Here is a 24410-nt window from a genome sequence, read left to right on the forward strand (position 1 = left end):
GAACGGGAGGAACTGACGGAAGAACGGATACTGGAGATGCTGGAAGAGCGCCAGTATAAGGAATTAAAAGAAGAACTCGAAAATAATATGTATCCCATTGACCTGGCTGATATACTGGAAAATTTTGACCAGAAGCATCTGGTTATGGTATTCAGGCTTCTGGCCAAGGAAGAAGCGGCAGAGACATTTACGTATATGAACAGCGATATGCGCGAGCTGCTGATCAATGCACTGACGGATTCCGAACTGGAAGAAGTCATGGAAGAGATGTACTTAGACGATACGGTAGACGTTCTGGAAGAGATGCCGGCCAATGTGGTGGACAGGCTTCTGATGGCCACGGATGAGGAGACAAGAGTCCAGATTAACCAGCTGCTCCAGTATCCGGAGGACAGCGCGGGAAGCGTGATGAATGTGGACTATATCGCGCTGCGAAAAGAGATGACGGTTGCAGAATCCATCCTGAAGATCCGCCAGGTCGGTATCAATAAAGAGACCATCTATACCTGCTATGTCACGGAGAAGCGCAAGCTGATCGGCCAGGTAGACGTAAAGGAACTTCTTACCACCAGCGAATCCAAGACGGTGGAAGAGATCATGGACACGAATATGCTGTATGCGCATACGACGGATGACCAGGAAGACGTGGCAAGGACCATCACCAAGTACGGCCTGATCGCGCTTCCTATCGTGGATCATGAGATGTGCATGGTGGGAATCGTAACCGTTGACGATGCCATGGTTGTCCTGCAGGAAGAGACGACGGAAGATATCAGCATCATGGCAGGTGTCAATCCGAATGAGGAGACTTACTTTGGCACGACGGTATTGGAGCATGTGAAGAGCCGCATTCCCTGGCTTCTGTTTCTGATGCTGTCCGCCACGGTGACGCAGATGATTATGAACAGTTATGAGGCGGCCCTTGCGGTCATGCCGCAGCTGGCCGGATTCATTCCCATGCTTACCGGTACCGGAGGCAATTGCGGCTCCCAGAGTTCCACGCTGGTCATCCGGGGTCTGGCGGTCGGTGAGATCGAGTTTAAGGATCTGTTCAAGGTCATCTGGAAGGAAGTGCGCATCGCGGTTTGCATCAGCCTGATTCTTTCCGTGGTTAACGGCCTTCGGATTCTGCTGATGGGACAAGGGGATGCAATGATGGCATTTACCATCGGGCTTACCATGGCTTGCACGGTAGTGATCGCCAAAGTGGTAGGCTGTACCCTGCCTCTTCTGGCAAAGAAGGTGGGACTGGATCCTGCTATCATGGCTACGCCGCTGATTTCTACCCTGGTAGACATCAGTACCATCAGCGTATACTTTGCCATTGTCAGCACGGCATTTGCCCTGTAGGAGATTGTATGCAAAAATAGACAGAAGATTCTATAAAGAGACCTTGTTTGCAAGGTCTCTTTGTATTATAATAGAAATACTGAGAAAATATGGAATGGAAAGGAGTCTATCAATCATGGGATTTATAGATGAAATCAAAGCAAAAGCAAAAACGAACAAAAAGACAATCGTACTTCCAGAGACAGAAGACATCAGGACTTATGAAGCTGCTGAAGCAGTACTGAAAGAGGGGACCGCCAACCTGATTCTGGTCGGAAGCGAAGAAGAGATCGCTAAGAACAAAGGTTCTTTCGATATTACCGGAGCAACGATTGTAGACCCTGCAACATATGAAAAAACGGATGCATACATCGCAAAACTGGTAGAACTCAGACAAAAGAAGGGAATGACAGAGGAGCAGGCAAGAGAACTGCTGCTTACCAACTACCTGTATTACGGAGTCATGATGGTTAAGATGAAGGATGCAGACGGCATGGTATCCGGAGCATGCCACTCGACAGCAGATACCTTAAGGCCATGCCTGCAGATCCTGAAGACGAAGCCGGGAACCAAACTGGTATCTGCATTCTTCGTAATGGTAGTACCGGACTGTGATATGGGCGCAGATGGAACATTTGTATTTGCGGATGCAGGCCTGGAGCAGAATCCAGATCCTGAGAAACTGGCAGCCATTGCCCTTTCTTCCGCAGAATCTTTCGGGCTTCTGACAGAGAAAGAGCCGATAGTCGCTCTGCTTTCACATTCTACAAAGGGAAGTGCAAAGCATGCGGATGTTGACAAAGTCGTAGAGGCAACCCGCATCGCCAAGGAGAATGCTCCGGAGGGACTGCTTCTTGACGGAGAATTCCAGCTGGATGCAGCCATCGTTCCATCCGTAGGAGCGTCCAAGGCTCCGGGAAGCCCGGTAGCAGGCAAGGCCAACGTACTTGTGTTCCCAGATCTGGATGCCGGAAATATCGGATACAAGCTGGTACAGAGACTTGCAAAGGCAGAAGCTTACGGACCTCTGACACAGGGAATCGCAGCGCCTGTCAATGACCTGTCCCGCGGATGCAGCGCAAAGGATATCGAAGGCGTAGTTGCGATCACGGCTGTTCAGGCAATGGCAGAAGAGTAAATAGAACGGAAAATAATAAAAGAGAGGTATAGAGCAAATGAATGTATTAGTTATTAACTGTGGAAGTTCATCTTTAAAATTCCAGCTGATCAACTCTGATTCTGAAGAAGTTCTTGCAAAGGGACTCTGCGAGAGAATCGGAATCGACGGAAGTCTTACTTACCAGCCGCAGGGCGGGGAGAAGGTGAAGACGGATAAGGCTATGCCGACCCACACAGAAGCAATCCAGTTCGTGATCGACGCTTTGACGGACGCTAAGACCGGAGTTGTAAAAAGTCTTGACGAGATTGGGGCAGTCGGACACCGCGTGGTACACGGCGGAGAGAAGTTTGCAAGTTCTGTAGTAATCACGGACGAGGTTATGAAGGCGATCGAAGAGTGCAATGACCTGGCTCCGCTTCACAACCCGGCAAATCTGATCGGAATCAATGCCTGCCAGAAATTAATGCCTGGCACGCCGATGGTAGCGGTATTTGATACGGCATTCCACCAGACAATGCCGGAGGAAGCGTATATGTACGGACTTCCTTACGAATACTATGAGAAATACAAGGTAAGACGCTATGGCTTCCATGGGACAAGCCACAGTTTCGTATCAAAGAGAGCGGCAGAACTTGCCGGAAAGCCATATGACCAGCTTAAAACGATCGTATGCCACCTCGGAAACGGCGCCAGCATCTGCGCTGTAAAGAACGGCAAATCCGTAGATACGTCCATGGGCCTTACGCCTTTGGAAGGCCTGGTAATGGGAACCCGCTCCGGAGATATTGATCCGGCCATCTTAGAGTTCATCGCTAAGAAAGAGAATCTTGATATTGCGGGGCTGATGAACATGCTCAATAAAAAGTCCGGAGTATATGGACTTTCCAATAATCTCTCCAGCGACTTCCGTGATCTGGATGCGGCTGCAAGCAAAGGCAACAAGCCGGCAGCCATCGCGCTGAAAGTATTTGCCTACCGTGTTGCAAAATACGTAGGAAGTTATGCGGCAGCCATGAACGGAGTAGACGTGATCGCGTTTACTGCCGGCGTTGGCGAGAATTCAGGCCCGGTACGCGCGGATATCATGAGTTATCTTGGATATCTTGGAATCCAGCTGGATGGGGCGGCTAATGATTCACGCGGAGAAGAAGTTACTATCTCAACGCCAGATTCAAAAGTACAGGTAATGGTAATTCCTACAAATGAGGAATTGGCAATTGCACGGGAAACAGTTGCATTAGTTTAGAAGATTGGTGTTGACAAAATCATTCTACATGATATAATAGTCTAGGTGTGAATAGGAGTATTAGTTATGATATTAGACCTATCCAATGTTCTGTCCGAACAACATAGCACAATTGAAGAGTCCGTTCCTATCGAGATGACAAGTTTCCGGTCAGAAGCAGGAACGTTTCCCATTATTTGGAAGTCTCCTTTGGCTCTGTGCATCGAATACGCAGGCGATCAGGAACTTAAGATAGCAGGAAAGGGCGAAGTTCGCGTGACGATTCCCTGTGACCGCTGTCTTGCAGATGTGGAAGTGGACATACCTCTTGATTTTAAAAGAAAGGTATGCTTAGACCTGGAGAATGTGGAGCGGATGGAGGAACTAGACGAAACCAATTATATTGACGGATATAACTTTGACGTAGACCAGTTAGTTTACAACGAGTTATTAGTAGGGTGGCCGACAAAAATTCTGTGTAGCGAAGATTGTAAAGGGATTTGCAATGTATGTGGTCAGAACCTGAATGAAGGTACCTGTAACTGCGAAGATACGGGCCTGGACCCTAGAATGTCAGTTATCCGCGATTTATTTAAGAATTTTAAGGAGGTGTAACCTATGTCAATTTGTCCAAAGAATAAATCTTCTAAAGCAAGAAGAGACAAAAGAAGAGCAAACTGGAAGATGAGTGCTCCAAACCTGGTAAAATGCAGCAAATGCGGCGAATTAATGATGCCTCACAGAGTCTGCAAGGCTTGTGGCTCATACAACAAAAAAGAAATCATTCCTCAGGACTAATGAGGAAGGCAAAATGCCCCGAACAGGCGCTATCTGTTCGGGGCATTTTTTGGTATTTTTCGGCAGTACTGCCTGTCAGTTCCTATTTTCTTTATAAAATCATTGATTTTTATAATAATGTCTAGTAGAATTAATCCTAGCAATGCTAGGAGGAATAGAAATGTCTGATATTACAAACATAGCACTGGATGCTATGGGCGGGGACAATGCCCCGGCAGAAATGATAAAAGGGGCTATGGACGCCATAGCAAAAGAACCTTTAATGAAGGTATTCCTGGTTGGACGGGAAGACGTCATTCAAAAGGAACTTGCAAATTATCAATATAATAAAGAACAGATCGAGGTGGTAAACGCTACCGAAGTGATTGAGACGGCAGAACCTCCGGTAAATGCCATCCGCAGGAAGAAAGATTCCTCCATTGTGGTAGGAATGAAGATGGTAAAGGAAGGTAAGGCCGATGCCTTTGTATCTGCCGGAAGTTCCGGCGCGATCCTGGTTGGCGGCCAGGTATTGATAGGAAGGATCAAGGGCGTGGAACGTCCGCCTCTTGCACCGTTGATCCCAACGGAGAAAGGGGTGACTCTGCTGATTGACTGCGGAGCCAATGTGGATGCCCGCCCGTCCCATCTGGTCCAGTTTGCAAAGATGGGATCCATCTATATGGAGCATGTGCTAGGCATTCAGAACCCCAGAGTAGGGATCGTCAATATCGGAGCGGAAGAAGAAAAGGGAAACGCTTTGGTAAAAGAGACATTTCCGCTTTTGAAAGAAGAAAAAGGAATTCATTTCATCGGAAGCGTGGAGGCAAGAGAGATTCCTCACGGGCAGGCGGATGTGGTAGTCTGCGAGGCTTTTGCAGGAAATATCATACTGAAACTATATGAAGGCGTAGGCGCAGTCCTGATCCAGAAGGTAAAAGAAGGGATGATGACAACCCTTCGCAGCAAGATAGGCGCCCTGCTGATCAAGCCGGCGCTTAAGGCGACGCTTAAGACTTTCGATGCCAGCGAGTATGGCGGAGCGCCGCTTCTTGGACTAAACGGCCTTGTAGTGAAGACGCATGGAAGCGCAAAGGCAAAAGAGGTAAGCAATACGCTGACCCAGTGCGTAACCTTCAAAAGACAGAAGATTAACGAAAAGATTAAGGAATGTATTCAATCGGATGGGGCATCCGTTGAATAAATACGACACTATGTATGAGAAAAGGAGAATTGGTATGGAATTTGAAAAATTGCAGGAAATCATCGCGGACGTGCTGAACGTCGAGACGGATGATATTACGATGGAGACTACATTTGTAGATGATCTGGGAGCGGACTCCCTGGATATCTTCCAGATTATTATGGGAATAGAAGAGACATTTGATATTGAGATCGACAACGAGGATGCTGAGAAGATCATGACGGTAGGCGACGCTGTCGAACAGATTAAAAACGCAACAAATAACTAGGCATTTAGAGGATGAAAAAGCCCGGTAGGGCTTTTTCATTTTATGGGGAAGATTATGAATCAGGAATTGAAAGAATTAGAGAAGAAGATCGGATATACATTCAAGGATTTGCAGTTGTTGAAAAAGGCCATGCTTCATAGTTCCTATGCAAATGAGAAGCACCTTCCCAAATACGAGTGCAACGAAAGGCTGGAGTTTTTGGGAGATGCGGTCCTAGAACTGGTTTCCAGCGAATTCTTGTTCTATGAGCATGAGAAGATGCCGGAAGGAGAACTGACCAAGACGAGGGCAAGCATGGTCTGTGAGCCGGCGCTGGCTTTCTGCGCCAGGGAACTGTCCTTAGGAGAGTACTTGCTGCTTGGGAAGGGAGAAGAGGCTACCGGCGGAAGGAAGAGGGAGTCTATCACATCGGATGCGATGGAGGCGCTGATTGGAGCCATATATATTGATGGTGGTTTTGCTAGTGCAAAAGAGTTTATACATCGGTTTATTCTACAGGACCTGGAGGATAAGAAACTCTTTTTTGATAGCAAGACTATCCTGCAGGAGATCGTCCAGGCAAACTTTAAAGAGACAATTTCCTATCGGCTGGTGAGGGAAGAAGGCCCGGATCACGATAAATCTTTCCATGTAATGGTATACATCGGGGAAGAGGAGTATGGTCTTGGAAAGGGCCGTACAAAGAAGGCCGCGGAGCAGGAGGCCGCCTACCAAAGCATCCTGAAACTGCATGAGAAAAACATAAAGTAGGTGAAGAATGTATCTAAAAAGTATAGAGGTGCAAGGATTCAAGTCTTTTGCACATAAGATAAAATTTGATTTCCATAACGGTATTACTGGGATCGTAGGCCCCAACGGAAGCGGGAAGAGCAACGTCGCCGATGCTGTGAGATGGGTGCTGGGAGAACAGCGCATCAAGCAGCTTCGGGGCGGAAGCATGCAGGATGTCATCTTTTCTGGAACTGAAAACCGCAAGCCGCTCAGTTATGCGTCGGTTGCGATCACCTTGGACAACAGCGACCATCAGCTGCCGATCGATTTTGAGGAAGTCACGGTAGCGCGCAAACTGTACCGGTCAGGGGAGAGCGAGTATCTGATTAATGGAAGTGCCTGCCGTCTCAAAGATGTAAATGAACTGTTTTATGATACTGGAATCGGCAAGGAAGGATATTCCATCATCGGCCAGGGACAGATTGATAAGATATTAAGCGGCAAGCCGGAAGAACGCCGGGAACTTTTTGATGAAGCCGCAGGCATTGTCAAATTCAAGCGGCGCAAGAACATGTCGGTAAAGAAACTGGAGGAGGAACGCCAGAATCTTCTGCGTGTCAACGACATACTGGCGGAACTGGAAAAGCAGGTTGGACCACTGGAGCGCCAGGCAGAGACAGCCAGGGAATACCTGAAGAAGAAAGAACAATTAAAGACTTACGATATTAACATGTTCCTGCTGGAGACGGACCGTATACAGGACCAGATAAGGCAGATCGACGGAAAACTTACTGTTACCAGAAGCGAGCTGGAAGCAGCCAGCCAGCAGTATGAGGACATGAAGACAGAGTATGAGGCGGTAGAGGAGCAGGTGGATAGCATTGACGCATCTATTGAGAAGGCAAAAAGCCAGTTGAGCGAGACCACCATGCTCAAGCAGCAGTTGGAGAACCAGATCGAGTTGCTCAAAGAGCAGATCCACAGCGCCCGCATGAATGACGCCCACTATGACCAGCGTGCAAGGGCCATTGATTCCGAGATTGATATCCGGGAGAAGCAGCTGAAAGAGCTGGAAGCCGAGCAGGATGCAATCCATGCCCAGCTGGAAGAGAAGACGAAGCAAAAAGAGCAGGCCAAGGCCGAACTGATTGAGGTGCAGACCAGGATTGCCACCATTACGGCATCCGTTGAAAAGAATAAGGGCGATATTATCGAACTGCTGAACAGCCGGGCCTCAACTAAGGCGAAGATTCAGCGGTATGACACGATGCTGGAACAGATCCAGGTGAGAAAAGCAAGGACGACCCAGCAGATGATTGAAGCCAGGAGCGAGATTCAGGAGCAGGAAGAGCGCCTGGAAGGATTTCAAAAGGAGTTAAAGGAAGTATCTGCAAAGATCATCGTCCTGTCTGAGGAGAATAGCAAGTATGAAGCGAAGATCCAGGAACTTCAAGCCTTGCTTGCCAGGCAGACAGAACAGTTCCGCATTGGACAGACCGCGTACCACAGGGAACAGTCAAGGCTGGAATCACTGAAGAATATTACGGAGCGTTATGACGGATATGGCAACAGCATCCGGCGGGTAATGGATAACAAGGACAAGGAGCCTGGGCTATTAGGCGTCGTGGCAGATATTATCAAAGTAGACAAGGACTATGAGATTGCCGTGGAGACGGCGCTTGGAGGCAACATTCAGAATATCGTCACTTTGGATGAAGAGACTGCAAAACGAATGATCCAGTACTTAAAGAAGAACAAGTACGGACGTGCCACCTTCCTTCCTCTTACTAGTATCCGCGCAAACGGCGGTATCAGCAGACAGGAGGCGTTAAAAGAGCCGGGCGTCATTGGAGCAGCTAATACGCTTGTCAAAGTGGACGCCAGATATCAGACCCTGTCAGACTATCTGCTTGGCAGGACGCTGGTGGTAGATCACATCGACCATGGGACGGCCATTGCCAAGAAGTACAATCAGTCGCTAAGGATCGTGACCCTGGAAGGCGAACTGATTAATCCGGGAGGCTCCATGACCGGAGGCGCATTCAAGAACTCCAGCAACCTGCTTAGCAGGCGGCGGGAGATTGAAGAATTCGAAAAGACGGTCAAGCAGCTGAAACGGGAAATGGATGAGATGGAAGCCTCCTCGGAACGCTTGCGGAGGGAACGGGCCGGATATTATGAGAAGATGGATGAGATCAGCGGCAAGCTGCAGAGAGATTATGTCATTCAGAATACGGCTAAGATGAATGCCGAACAGGCTTTGGCAAAGATCAAGAATGCTAAAGAGATGTCCGAGACGGCGCAGAAGGAAGCAGACGAGCTGGATGCGCAGATTACGGATATCATAGATAACCAGGAATCCATCAATGTAGAACTGGATACATCCGAGACGCTGGAACAGGAACTGACCCGGCAGATTGAAGCAGAGCAGGAAGTACTGAATGGAGTACACGAGGAGGAGGCCGGGAAGCTTAAGAGCAATGAGGCGATTCATCTGGAATTTGCAAGCTTGGAGCAGAAGTTCACGTTTGTGATGGAGAATACCTCGCGTATCCGGGAAGAGATTGAAAAGTTCCAGTCAGAACTTGCAGGACTGGAAGAAAGCAAAGGCGGGACATCCAAAGAGATCGAGGATAAAGAAAGCCGGATTGCGGACCTGCGGCAGACGATTGAGGATTCTAAGGATCTGTTTGCCGAGATTCAGTTGGAGATTGAAAAGTTCAAGCAGGAACGGGAGGACTTGAATCAAAAGCACAAAGTATTCCTACAGAAACGGGAAGACCTGTCGAAGCATATGTCTGACCTTGACAAGGAAATCTTCCGTCTGGACAGCCAGAAGGAAGGCTACGAGGCAGCCTCGGAGAAGCAGATCAATTACATGTGGGAAGAATACGAGATCACATTTAACCGCGCAAGAGAACTGCGGGATACAAACCTTACAGACTTGTCAAAGATGAAGAAGCGCATCCTGGAACTCAAAAGCGAGATCAAAGGGCTTGGCAATGTCAACGTCAATGCGATTGAAGAATATAAGAATGTATCTGACCGCTATGAATTCCTGAAAGGCCAGCATGATGACCTGGTGGAGGCAGAGGCTACCCTGGAGCAGATTATAGAAGAACTAGATATTGCAATGCGCAAGCAGTTCCAGGAGCAATTCCAGCTGATCGCGAAAGAATTCGATACCGTATTTAAGGAACTGTTCGGAGGCGGAAAAGGAACGCTGGAACTGATGGAAGATGAGGATATACTGGAAGCGGGCATACGGATCATTGCCCAGCCTCCGGGGAAGAAACTGCAGAACATGATGCAGCTCTCCGGCGGCGAGAAGGCCTTGACAGCCATTGCCCTGCTTTTTGCGATCCAGAACCTGAAGCCATCGCCGTTCTGCCTTCTGGACGAGATCGAGGCGGCGCTGGATGACAACAATGTAGGCAGGTTTGCCCAGTATCTGCATAAATTGACGAAAAATACACAGTTTATTGTCATCACCCACAGAAGGGGAACCATGACGGCGGCCGACAGGCTATATGGAATCACCATGCAGGAGAAAGGCGTATCCACGCTGGTATCCGTAAGCCTGCTGGAAGACGAATTAGATCAATAGGAGGACTATATGGCAGAAGAACAGAAAGAAAGCATGGGCTTTTTCAAGCGCCTGGTGTCTGGCCTTGGAAAGACCAGGGATAATATCGTATCAGGCATCGACAGCATTTTCAGCGGCTTTTCCCATATTGACGATGATTTTTATGAGGAACTGGAAGAAGTGCTGATTATGGGGGATCTGGGAGTTACCGCGACCTATGATATCCTGGAAGACCTGAAGGCTAAGGTAAAAGAGCAGCATATCAAAGAGCCATCTCAGTGCAGGCAGCTTTTGATTGACAGCATCAAAGAACAGATGGACGTAGGAGAGACAGCCTACGAATTTGAAGATCAGACATCCGTAGTGATGGTGATTGGCGTCAACGGCGTAGGCAAGACCACCACCATTGGCAAGCTGGCTGGAAAACTGCGGGCACAGAATAAGAAGGTAGTACTGGCGGCGGCAGACACTTTCCGCGCTGCTGCGGGAGAGCAGTTAAAGGAATGGGCTAACCGGGCCCAGGCTGACCTGATCGGAGGACAGGAAGGATCCGACCCGGCATCCGTGGTCTACGACGCGGTGGCCGCCGCCAAGGCAAGGCATGCGGACGTGCTGCTGTGCGATACGGCGGGACGGCTTCACAATAAGAAGAACTTGATGGAAGAATTGAAGAAGATGAACCGTATCATTGACCGGGAATATCCGGAGGCCTTCCGGGAGACCCTGGTGGTGCTGGATGCTACCACGGGACAGAATGCCCTGCAACAGGCCAGGGAATTCAATGAAGTTGCAGATATTACGGGAATCATACTGACCAAGATGGACGGAACGGCCAAAGGAGGAATCGCGGTTGCCATACAGGCTGAACTGGGAATTCCGGTAAAATATATCGGCGTAGGGGAGACCATCGAAGATTTACAGAAATTTGATGCAGACACTTTTGTCAATGCACTTTTTCAGACAAGCATAGAGTAATGATAACCCAGCCAAACCGAGAGAGAAAGAGAGGGAATTGCAATGTTAACATTGGACAAATTTGAACAGGCAAGTGAAATTGTAAAAAAGGTAACCACCCCTACAAAACTGGTCTACAGCGAATATTTAAGCAGCCAGTCTGGCGGAAAAGTATACCTGAAGCCGGAGAATATGCAGTATACCGGGGCATACAAGGTGCGCGGGGCATATTACAAGATCAGTACAATGAGCGAGGAAGAACGGGAGAAGGGGTTGATTACCGCATCCGCAGGCAACCATGCCCAGGGCGTGGCATACGCTGCCCAGAAGTTTGGATGCAAGGCAACCATCGTTATGCCCACGATCACGCCTCTGATCAAAGTGAACCGTACCAAGAGTTACGGGGCAGATGTCGTGCTTCACGGCGATGTCTATGATGATGCCTGCGCGCATGCGATCCGGCTGGCAGAGGAGAACGGCTATACGTTCGTCCATCCGTTTGACGACCTGGATATCGCTACCGGCCAGGGAACCATCGCTATGGAGATCGTGCAGGAACTTCCTACGGTGGATTACATACTAGTACCAATCGGCGGCGGCGGACTCGTCACCGGCGTGTCTACCCTGGCAAAGATGCTGAATCCAAAGATCCAGGTGATCGGCGTGGAGCCGGCAGCGGCGGCCAGCATGACGGCGGCTATCAAGGCCGGAGGGCCTGTAACGCTGGATAGCGCCAATACGATCGCAGACGGAACTGCAGTAAAGCGCGTAGGAGAAACCATCTTCCCATACGCCCAGAAGAACATTGACCGTATTCTGACGGTGGAAGATGATGAACTGATCGGCGCTTTTCTCGATATGGTAGAGAACCATAAGATGATCGTAGAGAATTCAGGACTTCTTACGGTTGCGGCGTTAAAGCAGCTGGATCTGAAGGGAAAGAAGGCAGTGTCCGTACTAAGCGGCGGCAACATGGATGTGATTACCATGTCTTCCATCGTACAGCATGGCCTGATCCAGAGAGACAGGATCTTCTCCGTATCCGTACTGCTTCCGGATAAGCCGGGCGAGCTGGTGAGAGTTGCGGCAACGATAGCCAACGCCCAGGGCAACGTCATCAAGCTGGATCATAACCAGTTTGTAAGCACCAACCGTAATGCGGCTGTGGAACTGCGTATTACGATGGAGGCATTTGGAACCGAGCATAAGCATGAGATTATGAAAGCGCTGGAGGATGAAGGATTCCGTCCTCGCGAAATCGGCGCTAAGCTTTATTAAAAATGGCGCCTGAAAATTTAGCGATTCTTATCATAGGCGGTCTGGGAGCCTTACTGCTGGTGATCGGAATCGCTATAGCGGCGGTCCCAAAAATAAGATCCGTCATTGTACAAAGATGACAGCCGAGCGGGTGATATTTTCCTTCCTAATCGCTTTTTTAATTGCATCATGAATTATCTGCTATCATGCAGAAAAACAGCGGGTTTGTCGGTTAAAACCGATTTTTAATCCCTCTTACATACGAGAAGAGCATTCCTGCAGCAATTTTGGCTTTCAATACCAAGTTTCCTTGCAGGAATGCTCTCTTTGTCTCATTTCAGGTGTACATGGAATTCATTAACAGGATTTATGCTGCTTTTGCCTGGGCATTCATCTGTTTTCTTACTACTAAGAGAACAATTGCCAGCCCAACGATACTTACCAATGCTGAAATCAAGAATACCGAATTAACGCCAGCTGCAATATTAGATACGCTCTGCGGATCTGCTTTTGTATTGATATCATAGGCGATACCAAATACAGCCGCCGCAATCAATCCGGACAATGAGTTTACAAAGTTTACCAGAGAAGTCCCAACGCCCAGTTCCTTCTGCTCCAGCGTTGCCTGTGCTGCAGGGGTGATAGAAACTGCCCGGAAGCTCTCTGCGATACCTGTGATGGCGATCGCCACAAAATAAATCATAACAGAAGTATTCGTTGTCGTAAATCCAAGTACGGCAAGCGGCACGCCAACAAGCAACGTCGCAATCACCATGGATTTCCATACATTTTGCGCTTTCTTACCAACCCATGCGCCGGCAATCAGCGGCAGGACTATTGTAATGATAGTGCGAGGCATCTGAAGAGCACCAGATACCGCGGTTGAACTACCGATCACTTTTTGCACTGCCAGAGGTGCAAAAGTATTCATTGCATTCATATAGAAATAGCAGATGAATCCGACAACTAACAATGAGATATAATTTTTATTTTTGAACAAATGCATTGGTATAACTGGCTCCTGAGATTTGTTCTCAACTTTCACAAATATAAACACAGCAATGATCCCGATGATAAATCCTACGATGATTTTCACATCTCCCCAACCGATTCTAGGACCATAATTAAGGGCAAGCAGGATACCGGATAATGCGATTGTAAGAGCTACGATACCAGGAACATCTACATTTACTTTGCCTTCCTGCTTCTTATTTGGAAGATTCATTCCAATCAAGAGAACGCCGATAATTAACGGAATCGCTGGGAACATAATCGCAATATTCAAGAATCCCATATCTGTTAAAATACCGGCGATAATACTTCCCACGAAGCCACCAACTGCAATAGAACTGGATAGCAGGCCCATCGCTTTTGGAACATCCTTTGGTTCATTAATCTCACGAACGAGAATATATGGCGCTGCGGTAAAGGCTCCCTGTGCGGCTCCAAGAAGAAGCCGTAAGATCATAAACGGTATCAGTGCTCGGACGAAGCCCATTCCGATACCGCAGACAGCACAGATTGTCCCAGAGATAATTACGATATTCCTTCTACCCAGTAAATCTCCTAGTTTCCCTCCAATGGGCGTCATAATCGCAAGACCAAGGGAAGAAAAGATGGTAAGTAATGAGAAATAGTTCATGGCATTCATCTCTTCCAAAACTGGTGCCTGCAAGGTTGCAAGGCTCAAGCCGAACATTGCGATAGAGAGCATCAGACAAATACATCCTAGTTGTACCATATTTTTCTTCGCTTTCGGCAATGGAATTGCTACATTAGTTTGTACATCAGACATAATATTTTTCTCCTCATTCCTGAATTTTTTTCTATTGATGGTTCTTTAACCACTGGGTTGCGCAGTGCGCCAGACAGGATACTTCAATTGGGCATACTTCTTCATTGAACTGTACCTTTGGGTTATGAGTATTGTGCTCTCCTCGTTCATCCGTATAGCCTGCACACAGATAAGAGGAGCTACTTCTGAGGTCATCTCAATTTCCACAGAACCTCCATACACAGCTGCCGTCTTCACTGCCACTTTTTTCATATAGGTTCCGTTGCTTTTTCGAAATAATTCATATGCTCCTCCTTATTTTTTTTAGTACACTGTTTATACTTTTGTTAATTATAGAATATTTAAAGAACAGTAATACACTTAGAATATTACAATATTCATTTTTTGACGTCAATAATATTCAGATAACTTTTGAAACTAAATCAATAATTTTGTAACATTTGACGATTTTGGAAGAAGAGAATTGATTTTCAGAATACTTTAGGTTAAGATAGACAAGGGGTGATATAATGAAGACTAGAATAATAGTAATTACCAGCCATTTCCTGCATAATCCCATTCGGGAAATCCTTTCCCGCATTAAGGCAGACTGTGAAATTAAATTGGTAACTTATGATAATTTCACCAATATTCCAGAGGTATATGATACTTATGCCGCTGATGCTGATGCCTTTCTTATAAGTGGTAAAATCGCTATGTATGCAATAAAGGCAGTGGAGCACGAGATTATGCGACCCATGGTTTCTCTGGATATTGATCTTGCAGGACTTTACAAAAGCATTTTGGATTTGCTGCTTGAGAATCGGAATCAGGATCTGAAACGAGTTGTTCTTGATTTTTTAATTCCAATTGGAAATGAGATTACTGCGGATGCATTTCTAAAAGAACTTGGAATTCGTCCGATTTCTCCTCTTATTGAAAGATGGATTAATTCACTTGACAGCGCACAGATTCAGGCAATCGAAGAGCAGACCATCCAGAAGGCCATTCATCTGTGGAACCAGGATGCCATCGACCTGGTAATCTGTCAATACAGTAATATTATACCTGCATTGGAGGAACATGGAATTGCTTACTTTTATCCCTATCCGTCAGATATCCGACTGGAAGGACTGATTGAAGAACTTCTTTGTAAAGTAGAATTGGAGCATATGCATGCAAATCTTCCGGTTGTCATCAATGCAGTTCCTTATGATTCTGAACTGTGCAACTCAGATAATCTAAGTCTGATCGATCGCTATATTAAGGAATTTCTCAGGAAAAACTTGATGGAATGTACTTCCTATAAAAGCAAGGATCACTGTTCTGCCATAACCACCGTACAGATGATGGATCATCTTACGGGGAGATGCAGAAAATGCAAACTCAGCATCTATCTGGAAGCAAAACTTGGCTTCAAAGTTGCTGTCGGATACGGTATTGGAATCAATCTTGATATGGCTATTAAAAATGCGCTCTCTGCCAGCAAAGAAGCAATATTTGCCGGAGGTAGTTTTATCATGAACGAAAAAGGGGATTTGATCGGATCTCTCTGCTCCGATAATCCGACGATCATGGAGAAACATTATATTCAAGAGGTGGGTGCTATCGCAAAAAAATGCAGCCTTTCCACTATTACTGTCAGGAAGGTGATTGCATGCATGAAGATGAATGAATCAGATACAATTACAACGCAGGAACTGGCCAGTCGTTTGGGAGGAACCATACGCAACGCCAACCGGATTCTCCATAATATGGAGAAAGGTGGTGTTGCCAGAATTGCTTATGCACGGACAACCAACACGAAAGGGCGTCCAACGAAAGTTTATGAGTTGCATCTTGACCTGTAGAAGATATTTTTTGTGACGACATAATCTAGTTAAAAAAAGGGCCTCTTTTTCGGGAAAGTTATAATGGGCAGTGTGATTCGCTGGAATCACACTGCCCATTATGGCAAATAAGCAGGATCATATTTTAGCAACAACGGATTAGAAATCCCTGTATTTTTTCATCCAGATATTGACAAAAAGTGTATAATTGTATACAATTATACATATTGAGTTTAATGCTTTACTATAACATAATGCCTATAAAGGAGAGAGAAAGAAAATGGAAGATAGGAAAGTGTATCTGGATAAACATTCGAACCTGCTGCAATTAGAAGAGCATATGTACCCCTTGGTGGATATTGAAAAGCCCAACATCTTCCGCAACCTTTTCCGCTATGACGAGATCCCCAAGATTGCGTTCAATGACCGTATAGTGCCTCACAGCATGCCGGACGAGATCTGGATCACAGATACGACTTTCCGTGACGGACAGCAGTCCAGAGCGCCTTACAGCACGAAGCAGATCGTGGAGATCTACGATTATCTCCACCGTCTTGGAGGCCCGAATGGGAAGATCCGCCAGTGCGAGTTCTTCCTGTATAGTAAAAAGGACCGCGATGCCGTCTATAAATGTATGGAAAAAGGCTATGATTTTCCTGAGATTACCAGTTGGATCAGAGCCAGCAAGAAGGACTTTCAATTGGTAAAAGACATTGGGCTTAAGGAAACGGGCATCCTGGTCAGCTGTTCGGATTACCACATCTTCTTCAAGATGAAGATGACCAGGCTGGAGGCCATGAACCATTACCTGTCTGTCGTCAGGGAATGCCTGGAGACGGGGATCAGCCCGAGATGCCATCTGGAAGACATCACCAGGGCAGATATCTATGGTTTCGTAATTCCGTTCTGCCTGGAATTGATGAATCTGATGAATGAGTATAAGATTCCCGTGAAGATCCGTGTCTGCGATACGATGGGCTATGGTGTGAATTATCCGGGAGCGGTGATTCCAAGGTCTATCCCGGGAATCATCTATGGACTGAGGATACATGCAGGAGTTCCCAGTGAATTGATCGAGTTCCACGGACACAATGACTTTTATAAAGCAGTGAGCAATTCTACGACAGCATGGCTGTATGGAGCATCCGGAATCAATTGCTCCTTGTTCGGCATTGGAGAGCGGACAGGGAACACGCCTCTTGAGGCCATGGTATTTGAATATGCGCAGATAAGAGGAACCCTGGACGGCATGGATACGCGGGTGATTACGGAACTGGCAGAATACTACGAAAAAGAGATCGGATATAAAGTTCCCGCCCAGACACCGTTTGTAGGAAAGAACTTTAATGTGACAAAAGCAGGAATCCATGCGGACGGTCTATTGAAAAATGAGGAAATATATAATATATTTGATACAGATAAGTTCCTGAACCGGCCTCCGCTGGTGGCTGTGTCTAATACTTCCGGGCTTGCGGGAATTGCCCACTGGATCAATACTTACTTCAAACTGTCGGAAGAAAAGGCTGTGGACAAGAATTCCAAACTGGTGAAGAAGGTCAAAGAGTGGGTTGATGCAGAGTACGAGAACGGCCGCGTGACATCGCTGACGGATGAGGAACTGCTGAAGGTCATTCATGAGACATGCCAGGAAGTAGGCGTAATCTAATTGGGGAGATGTAGGAATGGAAGAGTATCATGACCACTCATTGCGTGGAAGAGTATTTCAAAAAATCAGGGAGGATATCTTGACAGGCGTCTACAAAGAGCATGACGAACTGCGGGAAGTAAGTATTGGGGAAGAACTGGGTGTAAGCAGAACTCCGGTCAGAGAGGCACTGCGGCAGTTGGAACTGGAAGGACTGGTGACGATTGTGCCGAACAAGGGAGCCTATGTCACGGGAATTACCCCTCAGGATGTGCATGACATCTACAAGATCCGTTCTCTTTTGGAAGGGCTTTGTGCCAGATGGGCGACGGAACACATCACAGGCAGGCAGATCGAAGAACTGGAAGAGATCATTCTTCTGTCAGAATTCCACCTGCGCAAAAAGAGTGCCGAGCAGGCCGAACAGGTGTCGGAACTGGATGGAAAGTTCCATAAAGTCTTGTACGAAGCCTCTAATAGTCGTATACTGGAACACGTATTATCCGATTTCCATAAATATGTCCAGATGGCAAGGATGATGTCCGTAGGAGCCAAAGACAGGGCCGAGCGCTCCATAGAAGAGCACAGGGACATCTTAAAGGCGATCAAGGATAAGGATCCCGATAAGGCAGAGTGGCTGGCAAATCAGCACATCATGAAGGTAATGGAAAATCTTCATATGGAAAACTAACAATAGAAGGAGAGCATGCAAGATGGCAAAGATTAAGATGACAACACCAATTGTCGAGATGGACGGCGACGAGATGACCAGGATCCTCTGGAAGATGATAAAAGAGAATCTTCTGGAGCCTTTTATCGAACTGAATACGGAATATTATGACTTGGGACTGGAGCACAGGAATGAGACCAACGACCAGGTTACGGTGGATGCCGCCAATGCGACGAAAAAATACAAGGTCGCGGTAAAATGCGCGACCATTACTCCCAATGCGGCACGCATGACAGAGTATGATTTGAAAGAAATGTGGAAAAGCCCCAACGGCACCATCCGCGCGATCCTGGATGGAACCGTATTCCGCGCGCCAATCGTGGTAAAGGGAATCGAGCCGTGCGTGAAAAACTGGAAGAAGCCGATCACCATTGCCAGACACGCATACGGCGATGTATACAAAGGCTCTGAGATGAAGATCCCGGGGGCCGGAAAGGTAGAACTGGTCTATACGGCCGAGGATGGCACTCAGACGAAGGAACTGGTACATAATTTTACGGGCGAGGGAATCGTGCAGGGAATGCATAACGTGAGCCAGTCCATTGCAAGTTTTGCAAGAAGCTGCTTTAACTATGCCCTGGATACGAAGCAGGATCTGTGGTTTGCGACAAAAGACACAATCTCCAAGAAGTATGACCATACGTTCAAGGACATTTTCCAGGAAATCTATGATGCGGAATATGATGAGAAGTTCAAAGCGGCAGGCATCGTTTATTTCTATACCCTGATCGACGATGCGGTTGCCCGCGTTATGAAGTCGGAAGGCGGATATATCTGGGCATGCAAGAACTATGACGGGGATGTGATGAGCGACATGGTTTCTTCTGCGTTCGGCTCTCTTGCCATGATGACTTCCGTACTGGTATCGCCGGACGGCTATTATGAGTACGAGGCTGCCCATGGAACCGTGCAGCGCCATTACTATAAGCATTTGAAGGGCGAGGAGACGTCCACCAACTCTGTGGCTACCATCTTTGCATGGACGGGAGCGCTCAGGAAAAGAGGCGAATTAGACGGTAATTCTGAACTGATGGAATTTGCCGACAGGCTGGAGAAGGCGACCATTGATACCATCGAATCCGGAAAGATGACGAAGGATCTGGCCTTGATCACTACGATTGAGAATCCTACGGTGCTAAATAGCGAGGAGTTTATTAAGGCTATCGGGGAGAGACTTTAAGTGGCTTGATTTGTTTTTTCGAGGACGGACGTTGCGGGAAAGGTTGGCATGCTATCCAGTATGCCAAAGACGAAGTACAGGATTATGCCTATAGCCAGCAGTAGGATTTTATTTCTTTCATTTTGATTCCTCCTCGTAGATAAAAATATCTTCAATATTCCTGTGGAAATACCGGGCGATCTTAAAAGCCAGAATGATGGAAGGATTGTATCGTCCGTTTTCCAGGGAGCCGATGGTCTGCCTGGAGACTTCCAGGATATCGGCCAGTTCTTCCTGTTTAAGCCCGTGTTCTCTGCGGATTTCTTCCAGCCTGTTTTTCAAGAATATCCCTCCTTATCTAATGTCAGGTTTACTTTCCATAATTCCAGTATAGCATGCAATACATAAATGTCAAGTTTGCTTTCCATAACTTCCTGCCAAGGTGGTTGAGCGGAAGATAAAATTGTGCTATACTTTTTTCCTGGAAGGAGACTTGGATATGAAAAGTAATTGCGAGTCCTGCGCTCATTATGAATATGATGAAGACTATGAATGCTACACATGCCAGATGAATCTGGATGAAGACGAACTTTATAAATTTGTGAACAATACATATCATGACTGTCCCTATTACAGTTATGGGGACGAGTATGCAGTTGTCAGGCACCAGATGTAAATGCAAAAGAAAAGGGGAGAGGACAAGATGAATATACTGATGATTAATGGCACGATGAGGAAAGGATCTACTTATCAGGTCGGGAAATTGGCGATTGAAGAGATCATGCAGGAAGGGGACCAGCTCACAGAACTGTTCCTTCCCAAAGACATGCCGGAATTCTGCCGGGGATGCGCTGCCTGCATCCGGAAGAGCGAGACGAGATGCCTGGACTATCTTATGTACATGAAGCGGTTTACCAGAATGATCGACGAGGCGGATCTGCTTATATTTACTTCTCCGGTATATGTGATGCACGTATCCGGCGCGATGAAGGCTCTGCTGGATCATTATGGATACCGGTGCATGATTCACCGCCCGGAAGCATCCATGTTTGGCAAGCAGGCTATCTGCATCGTTACGGCTGCCGGAGGCGGCATAAGGTCTGCGCTTAAAGATATCAAAGACAGCCTGCTGTATTGGGGCGTAGGCAGAATTTACACCCTTGGAGTCAAGGTGGGAACCTCCGGCTTTGAACATATGGAACAGGCGGCAAAGGATCAGGTGACGGAAAATATCCGGAAGCTTGCCCTAAAAATACACAGAGAGCCAGCCGCTGTAAAGCCGGGGCTTAAGACAAAGATTTTATTCTATATCATGCGCAAGGTGGTTCGGGATGGAAACAATCCGGCTGACCAGAAGTATTGGGAAGAAAAGGGATGGCTTGCCAAGGAAAGGCCATGGAAGAACAAGACTGGCCAGCAGGTGGAAGAATGATGGATATCAGACTTTATTATGAAAAGGCAGGGGATGGGGAGCCGTTGATAATGCTTCATGGCAATGGAGAAGACGGGACTTATTTTAAGCATCAGATGGAATATTTTTCAAAAGATTACAGAGTCATTGCAATTGATACCAGAGGCCACGGAAAATCGCCGCGAGGAGAGAAGCCTTTTACAATCAGGCAGTTTGCAGAAGATTTGAACGGATTTATGGAAGAACAGGGGATGGAAAAGGCGCATCTCTTGGGATTCAGCGACGGCGGCAATATCGCGCTCGCTTTTGCGCTCAGGTATCCGGGAAAAGTGGAGAGCCTGATTCTTAATGGAGCCAATCTCTGCCCTGCGGGCGTAAAGCCAAGCGTGCAGATTCCGATCGTCCTGGGGTATAAGATCACATCCTTTTTTGGCAGGTTTCATCATAGATCCAGGCAGAAGGCCGAGATGCTGGGGCTTATGACGACCCAGCCTGATCTAAGTCCACGGCAGTTAAAAGAAGTGAAAGCCAGAACCCTGGTGATCGTAGGGGAAAATGATATGATTAAGGACAGCCACTCTTTGCTGATTTGTGAAAGCCTGCCAAATGCCAGGCTTGTAAGAATAAAAGGAGATCATTTTATAGCGGCTAAGAACCCGGAAGAGTTCAACCGGGCAGTCAGCCGCTTTCTAAGAAATTGTGATTCTATTGTTTGAGCAAACCGTATTCTGCTTTATTCCGCAAGTTCTTCCCATTTCTGGTAGAGTTCCTCCAATTCCCCAGCGATCCTGGCCTTTTCTGAGGCCAGTTCCTGGCATTTGACGGAATTGGTGAAGATCTCTTCTTGCATCATCAGGGAGTCGATCTCGCCGTCCCGCTCTTCCAGCAGCGTGATGCGCTCCTCTGTCTTTTTCAATTCATTCTGGCGCTTGCGTTCCTTTGCCTGGGCTTCTTTTTGCTCCTGCCAGCTTAATTTGGCTTCGGATACAGTTTCTTTGGCCGCAGCGGCATCCGCGTCAGGATCGCCAGCGTAGGCGGCTGTCAATTCGTCCTTTTTTTCCAGATAATAATCATAATTGCCGATGTAATTGACAAAGGTCCGGTTGACAAGATCCAAGATTCTGGTGGCAGTCTGATTGATAAAATACCGGTCATGGGACACGTACAGCACCGTTCCGGTATAATCATTCAATGCCCGTTCCAGAATTTCCTTGGAAACGATGTCCAGATGGTTGGTAGGCTCATCCAGGATCAGGAAGTTGGCCTCCGAGAGCATCAGCTTCGCAAGGGAGACCCTGCCCCTTTCCCCGCCGCTCAGATCGCCGATACGTTTGAATACGTCGTCTCCGGTGAATAGAAATGCAGCCAGGACATTGCGTATCTCCGTGTTGGTCAACGTAGGGTAGTCGTCGGATATTTCATCGAATATGCTCTTTTCCATATGGAGTACATGGTGCTCCTGGTCATAATATCCCACATTTACATTGGTGCCCAGGGTAAATGTGCCGCTGTCGGCCGCAAGGACCTGATTCAGTATCTTAAGCAAGGTTGTCTTGCCGGTACCGTTATCTCCGATAATGGCAACGTGCTCTCCGCGCTTGATCTCGAAACTTACATCCGAGAACAAGGGCTGGGAAGGAAAGGACTTGCTTAAGTGCTCGACGTTTAGTACGTCATTGCCGCTGGTACAGGATGGCTCCAGCGTCAGGTGGATTTCCGTGCTTGCCTCCACCGGCTTTTCTACCGGCTTCATTTTTTCCAGCATTTTTTCCCGGCTTTCTGCCCGCCGGATGGATTTCTCCCGGTTGAAAGAGCGGAGTTTCTCAATGACGGCTTCCTGGTGCTTGATTGCCTGCTGCTGGTTCAGGTATTCCTTTAGCTGCGCATCCCGGATCTGCTCTTTTTTCTGGGCATATTCGCTGTAATTGCCCAGATAGGTCATCAGTTTTCCCTGCTCAATCTCCAGAACCTTGGTTACGACCCGGTTCAGGAAATACCGGTCGTGGGACACGATCAGTACGGCGCCCGGGTAGTTCAGCAGATAGGTCTCAAGCCATGCGATGGAATTCAGATCCAGGTGGTTGGTTGGCTCGTCCAATAACAGGATATCGGGACGGGTCAGCAGGAGCTTGCCTAAAGAAACCCGGGTTTTCTGCCCTCCGGACAAGGTATCCACTGGCTTCTTAAAGTCGCTTTCCATAAAGCCGAGTCCTTTGAGAACTCCGGTGATCTCGCTTTCATAGGCATAACCGTTCGCGCGCTCGAAAGCCGCCATAAGACGGTTATACGTCTCAAGGCGGGAATCCAGGGCGTCGCCGCTTAGATGCTTCAGTTCCAGTTCTATAGTGCGGATCTGCTTTTCCATTGCAATGATATCTGCCTTTGCAAGCCGGACTTCTTCGTATATGCTGTTGCCGCTCATCATCTCCTGATGCTGGGCCAGATAGCCCAGGCTTTTGCCTTTGGTAAGGATGACATCCCCGCCGTCAGACGGCAGTTCCCCTACGATTATTTTTAAGAGAGTGGACTTCCCGGCGCCGTTTGGACCGACCAGGGCAGCCTTCTCATTATCCTCTATATGAAAAGATCCATCGGCCACGATTACCTCTTCGCCGAAGGATTTATTGATCCCGTGACATGCTAATATCATAATATCCTCCTTCATACGCATCCGTTTCCATTATATCGAAAATAGGACAAAATACAACTAAAAGTTTGACTTTGCAACCACAATTCTATATAATGATTCTTAGAACAAAATGGGAAGGTGAATATGAGTGGAAGATAGAGGGATTTCTCAGGCGGTGATTCGCAGGCTGCCAAGATACTACAGATATTTAGGCGAATTACTCGAAAATGGTGTGGAGCGTATCTCCTCGAATGATTTAAGCAAGCGGATGAAAGTTACTGCATCTCAGATTCGTCAAGATCTTAACAACTTTGGTGGATTCGGACAACAGGGCTATGGCTACAACGTAAAGTATTTATATACAGAGATAGGCAAGATTCTGGGATTGGAAGAAGACCATAATATTATCATTATCGGAGCGGGTAATCTGGGACAGGCATTGGCCAACTACGCGGCATTTGAAAAGCGTGGATTCATATTGAAAGGAATCTTCGATGTGAATCCGAGACTGGAAGGCGTATCCATCAGAGGCGTGCCGATCCGTATGATGGACGGGCTGAAGACTTTCGTACAGGACAATGACGTAGAGATTGCCGTGCTGACGATTCCAAAGGATAAAGCGATTGAAGTGGCGAACATGCTGGTGGAGAATGGCGTGCGTGCAATCTGGAACTTTGCGCACACAGACCTGAATCTGCCGGAGTATGTCATTGTGGAAAACGTCCACTTATCAGAAAGTCTTATGCAGTTATCCTACAATATCAGCAGATATAACGAAGAACATAAGAAATAGCAAGACGAA

22 protein-coding genes and 1 pseudogene are annotated in these 24410 nt (G+C 47.3%); 19 read left to right on the forward strand and 4 right to left on the reverse strand.

Annotated elements, in window-relative coordinates; genetic code table 11:
* Positions 1-12: 12 nt before the first annotated feature.
* The 11 genes from mgtE to ilvA all read left to right on the forward strand — a co-directional run bounded on the left by mgtE (position 13) and on the right by ilvA (position 12452).
* A complete protein-coding gene (gene mgtE / locus HDCHBGLK_RS14655) occupies positions 13-1350 on the forward strand; it encodes a magnesium transporter (protein WP_173695774.1) in 1338 nt (445 codons plus the stop codon).
* A gap of 115 nt (positions 1351-1465) precedes the next feature.
* Entirely contained in the window at positions 1466-2467 is a 1002-nt protein-coding gene (gene pta / locus HDCHBGLK_RS14660; protein ID WP_009248563.1) for a phosphate acetyltransferase, read from the forward strand.
* A gap of 37 nt (positions 2468-2504) precedes the next feature.
* On the forward strand, positions 2505-3695 hold the full coding sequence (locus HDCHBGLK_RS14665) for an acetate kinase (protein ID WP_004606187.1): 1191 nt from the start codon (positions 2505-2507) through the stop codon (positions 3693-3695).
* A gap of 66 nt (positions 3696-3761) precedes the next feature.
* Positions 3762-4289 carry a YceD family protein gene (locus tag HDCHBGLK_RS14670; protein ID WP_004606186.1) on the forward strand — a complete coding sequence of 176 codons (528 nt, stop codon included), beginning with the start codon at positions 3762-3764 and terminating at the stop codon, positions 4287-4289.
* Between the two features lie 3 nt (positions 4290-4292).
* The gene (rpmF, locus tag HDCHBGLK_RS14675) at positions 4293-4472 is read left to right on the forward strand and encodes a 50S ribosomal protein L32 (protein WP_004606185.1); all 180 of its coding nucleotides are present in this window, start codon (positions 4293-4295) and stop codon (positions 4470-4472) included.
* Between the two features lie 160 nt (positions 4473-4632).
* Positions 4633-5655, forward strand: a complete 1023-nt coding sequence (gene plsX / locus HDCHBGLK_RS14680) for a phosphate acyltransferase PlsX (RefSeq protein ID WP_009248562.1) — start codon at positions 4633-4635, stop codon at positions 5653-5655.
* 34 nt (positions 5656-5689) lie between these two features.
* Positions 5690-5923, forward strand: a complete 234-nt coding sequence (gene acpP, locus HDCHBGLK_RS14685) for an acyl carrier protein (protein ID WP_009248561.1) — start codon at positions 5690-5692, stop codon at positions 5921-5923.
* Between the two features lie 54 nt (positions 5924-5977).
* Positions 5978-6673, forward strand: coding sequence for a ribonuclease III (gene rnc / locus HDCHBGLK_RS14690; protein ID WP_009248560.1), 696 nt, complete (start codon positions 5978-5980; stop codon positions 6671-6673).
* Between the two features lie 7 nt (positions 6674-6680).
* Positions 6681-10241, forward strand: coding sequence for a chromosome segregation protein SMC (gene smc / locus HDCHBGLK_RS14695; protein ID WP_004606180.1), 3561 nt, complete (start codon positions 6681-6683; stop codon positions 10239-10241).
* 9 nt (positions 10242-10250) lie between these two features.
* Positions 10251-11195 (forward strand): signal recognition particle-docking protein FtsY, encoded by a 945-nt coding sequence (gene ftsY / locus HDCHBGLK_RS14700; protein ID WP_004606179.1) that lies wholly within the window; start codon positions 10251-10253, stop codon positions 11193-11195.
* Between the two features lie 42 nt (positions 11196-11237).
* Positions 11238-12452, forward strand: coding sequence for a threonine ammonia-lyase (gene ilvA, locus HDCHBGLK_RS14705; RefSeq protein WP_004606178.1), 1215 nt, complete (start codon positions 11238-11240; stop codon positions 12450-12452).
* A gap of 346 nt (positions 12453-12798) precedes the next feature.
* Here the strand turns inward: ilvA and HDCHBGLK_RS14710 are convergent, their stop codons facing one another.
* Together HDCHBGLK_RS14710 and HDCHBGLK_RS20105 are read right to left on the reverse strand one after the other, a co-directional pair.
* On the reverse strand, positions 12799-14226 hold the full coding sequence (locus tag HDCHBGLK_RS14710; protein ID WP_004606177.1) for an MFS transporter: 1428 nt from the start codon (positions 14224-14226) through the stop codon (positions 12799-12801).
* Between the two features lie 31 nt (positions 14227-14257).
* Positions 14258-14478 (reverse strand): annotated as a pseudogene (locus HDCHBGLK_RS20105) (hypothetical protein); the annotation flags it as partial.
* 257 nt (positions 14479-14735) lie between these two features.
* On the opposite strand from HDCHBGLK_RS20105, the gene HDCHBGLK_RS14720 reads away from it, so the two are divergent.
* From HDCHBGLK_RS14720 to HDCHBGLK_RS14735, 4 genes are all read left to right on the forward strand, one after another.
* Positions 14736-16055, forward strand: a complete 1320-nt coding sequence (locus tag HDCHBGLK_RS14720) for a hypothetical protein (RefSeq protein WP_004606174.1) — start codon at positions 14736-14738, stop codon at positions 16053-16055.
* A 259-nt stretch (positions 16056-16314) separates the two neighbouring features.
* Positions 16315-17700: a beta/alpha barrel domain-containing protein gene (locus HDCHBGLK_RS14725; RefSeq protein WP_004606173.1), complete on the forward strand. Its 1386-nt coding sequence runs from the start codon at positions 16315-16317 to the stop codon at positions 17698-17700.
* Between the two features lie 16 nt (positions 17701-17716).
* A complete protein-coding gene (locus HDCHBGLK_RS14730) occupies positions 17717-18370 on the forward strand; it encodes a GntR family transcriptional regulator (protein ID WP_004606172.1) in 654 nt (217 codons plus the stop codon).
* Positions 18371-18392: 22 nt separating this feature from the next.
* On the forward strand, positions 18393-19589 hold the full coding sequence (locus HDCHBGLK_RS14735; RefSeq protein ID WP_004606171.1) for an NADP-dependent isocitrate dehydrogenase: 1197 nt from the start codon (positions 18393-18395) through the stop codon (positions 19587-19589).
* Between the two features lie 117 nt (positions 19590-19706).
* Here HDCHBGLK_RS14735 and HDCHBGLK_RS14740 read toward each other — a convergent pair whose 3' ends face one another.
* Positions 19707-19910, reverse strand: a complete 204-nt coding sequence (locus HDCHBGLK_RS14740; RefSeq protein ID WP_004606170.1) for a helix-turn-helix transcriptional regulator — start codon at positions 19908-19910, stop codon at positions 19707-19709.
* Positions 19911-20067: 157 nt separating this feature from the next.
* Between HDCHBGLK_RS14740 and HDCHBGLK_RS19040 the strand changes: the two genes are divergently transcribed.
* Genes HDCHBGLK_RS19040 through HDCHBGLK_RS14750 form a run of 3 tightly spaced genes read left to right on the forward strand, consistent with a single transcriptional unit; the run spans position 20068 to position 21695 of the window.
* Positions 20068-20244, forward strand: a complete 177-nt coding sequence (locus tag HDCHBGLK_RS19040) for a DUF6472 family protein (RefSeq protein ID WP_004606168.1) — start codon at positions 20068-20070, stop codon at positions 20242-20244.
* A 27-nt stretch (positions 20245-20271) separates the two neighbouring features.
* Positions 20272-21000 carry a flavodoxin family protein gene (locus tag HDCHBGLK_RS14745; RefSeq protein ID WP_039909537.1) on the forward strand — a complete coding sequence of 243 codons (729 nt, stop codon included), beginning with the start codon at positions 20272-20274 and terminating at the stop codon, positions 20998-21000.
* A complete protein-coding gene (locus HDCHBGLK_RS14750; protein ID WP_004606166.1) occupies positions 20997-21695 on the forward strand; it encodes an alpha/beta fold hydrolase in 699 nt (232 codons plus the stop codon). The genes HDCHBGLK_RS14745 and HDCHBGLK_RS14750 overlap by 4 nt, the downstream gene beginning before the upstream one ends.
* Positions 21696-21712: 17 nt before the next feature.
* Here HDCHBGLK_RS14750 and abc-f read toward each other — a convergent pair whose 3' ends face one another.
* On the reverse strand, positions 21713-23629 hold the full coding sequence (gene abc-f / locus HDCHBGLK_RS14755; RefSeq protein WP_039909536.1) for a ribosomal protection-like ABC-F family protein: 1917 nt from the start codon (positions 23627-23629) through the stop codon (positions 21713-21715).
* A gap of 127 nt (positions 23630-23756) precedes the next feature.
* Between abc-f and HDCHBGLK_RS14760 the strand changes: the two genes are divergently transcribed.
* Complete coding sequence (locus HDCHBGLK_RS14760; RefSeq protein ID WP_004606164.1) at positions 23757-24401, forward strand: redox-sensing transcriptional repressor Rex; 645 nt, start codon at positions 23757-23759, stop codon at positions 24399-24401.
* The last annotated feature ends 9 nt before the right edge of the window (positions 24402-24410 follow it).

Source organism: [Clostridium] scindens ATCC 35704 (assembly GCF_004295125.1).
Classification (GTDB): Bacteria; Bacillota; Clostridia; order Lachnospirales; family Lachnospiraceae; genus Clostridium_AP; species Clostridium_AP scindens.

Excerpts from the sequence above, each read along its gene's own strand:
- HDCHBGLK_RS14745 (WP_039909537.1), top strand. The coding sequence starts at position 20,272 with ATGAATATACTGATGATTAATGGCACGATGAGGAAAGGATCTACTTAT.
- ilvA (WP_004606178.1), top strand. The coding sequence starts at position 11,238 with ATGTTAACATTGGACAAATTTGAACAGGCAAGTGAAATTGTAAAAAAG.
- plsX (WP_009248562.1), top strand. The coding sequence starts at position 4,633 with ATGTCTGATATTACAAACATAGCACTGGATGCTATGGGCGGGGACAAT.
- HDCHBGLK_RS14710 (WP_004606177.1), bottom strand. The coding sequence starts at position 14,226 with ATGTCTGATGTACAAACTAATGTAGCAATTCCATTGCCGAAAGCGAAG.
- HDCHBGLK_RS14670 (WP_004606186.1), top strand. The coding sequence starts at position 3,762 with ATGATATTAGACCTATCCAATGTTCTGTCCGAACAACATAGCACAATT.
- HDCHBGLK_RS14725 (WP_004606173.1), top strand. The coding sequence starts at position 16,315 with ATGGAAGATAGGAAAGTGTATCTGGATAAACATTCGAACCTGCTGCAA.
- rnc (WP_009248560.1), top strand. The coding sequence starts at position 5,978 with ATGAATCAGGAATTGAAAGAATTAGAGAAGAAGATCGGATATACATTC.
- rpmF (WP_004606185.1), top strand. The coding sequence starts at position 4,293 with ATGTCAATTTGTCCAAAGAATAAATCTTCTAAAGCAAGAAGAGACAAA.
- HDCHBGLK_RS14735 (WP_004606171.1), top strand. The coding sequence starts at position 18,393 with ATGGCAAAGATTAAGATGACAACACCAATTGTCGAGATGGACGGCGAC.
- HDCHBGLK_RS19040 (WP_004606168.1), top strand. The coding sequence starts at position 20,068 with ATGAAAAGTAATTGCGAGTCCTGCGCTCATTATGAATATGATGAAGAC.
- acpP (WP_009248561.1), top strand. The coding sequence starts at position 5,690 with ATGGAATTTGAAAAATTGCAGGAAATCATCGCGGACGTGCTGAACGTC.
- pta (WP_009248563.1), top strand. The coding sequence starts at position 1,466 with ATGGGATTTATAGATGAAATCAAAGCAAAAGCAAAAACGAACAAAAAG.
- abc-f (WP_039909536.1), bottom strand. The coding sequence starts at position 23,629 with ATGATATTAGCATGTCACGGGATCAATAAATCCTTCGGCGAAGAGGTA.
- HDCHBGLK_RS14720 (WP_004606174.1), top strand. The coding sequence starts at position 14,736 with ATGAAGACTAGAATAATAGTAATTACCAGCCATTTCCTGCATAATCCC.
- HDCHBGLK_RS14750 (WP_004606166.1), top strand. The coding sequence starts at position 20,997 with ATGATGGATATCAGACTTTATTATGAAAAGGCAGGGGATGGGGAGCCG.
- HDCHBGLK_RS14730 (WP_004606172.1), top strand. The coding sequence starts at position 17,717 with ATGGAAGAGTATCATGACCACTCATTGCGTGGAAGAGTATTTCAAAAA.
- HDCHBGLK_RS14665 (WP_004606187.1), top strand. The coding sequence starts at position 2,505 with ATGAATGTATTAGTTATTAACTGTGGAAGTTCATCTTTAAAATTCCAG.
- ftsY (WP_004606179.1), top strand. The coding sequence starts at position 10,251 with ATGGCAGAAGAACAGAAAGAAAGCATGGGCTTTTTCAAGCGCCTGGTG.
- smc (WP_004606180.1), top strand. The coding sequence starts at position 6,681 with ATGTATCTAAAAAGTATAGAGGTGCAAGGATTCAAGTCTTTTGCACAT.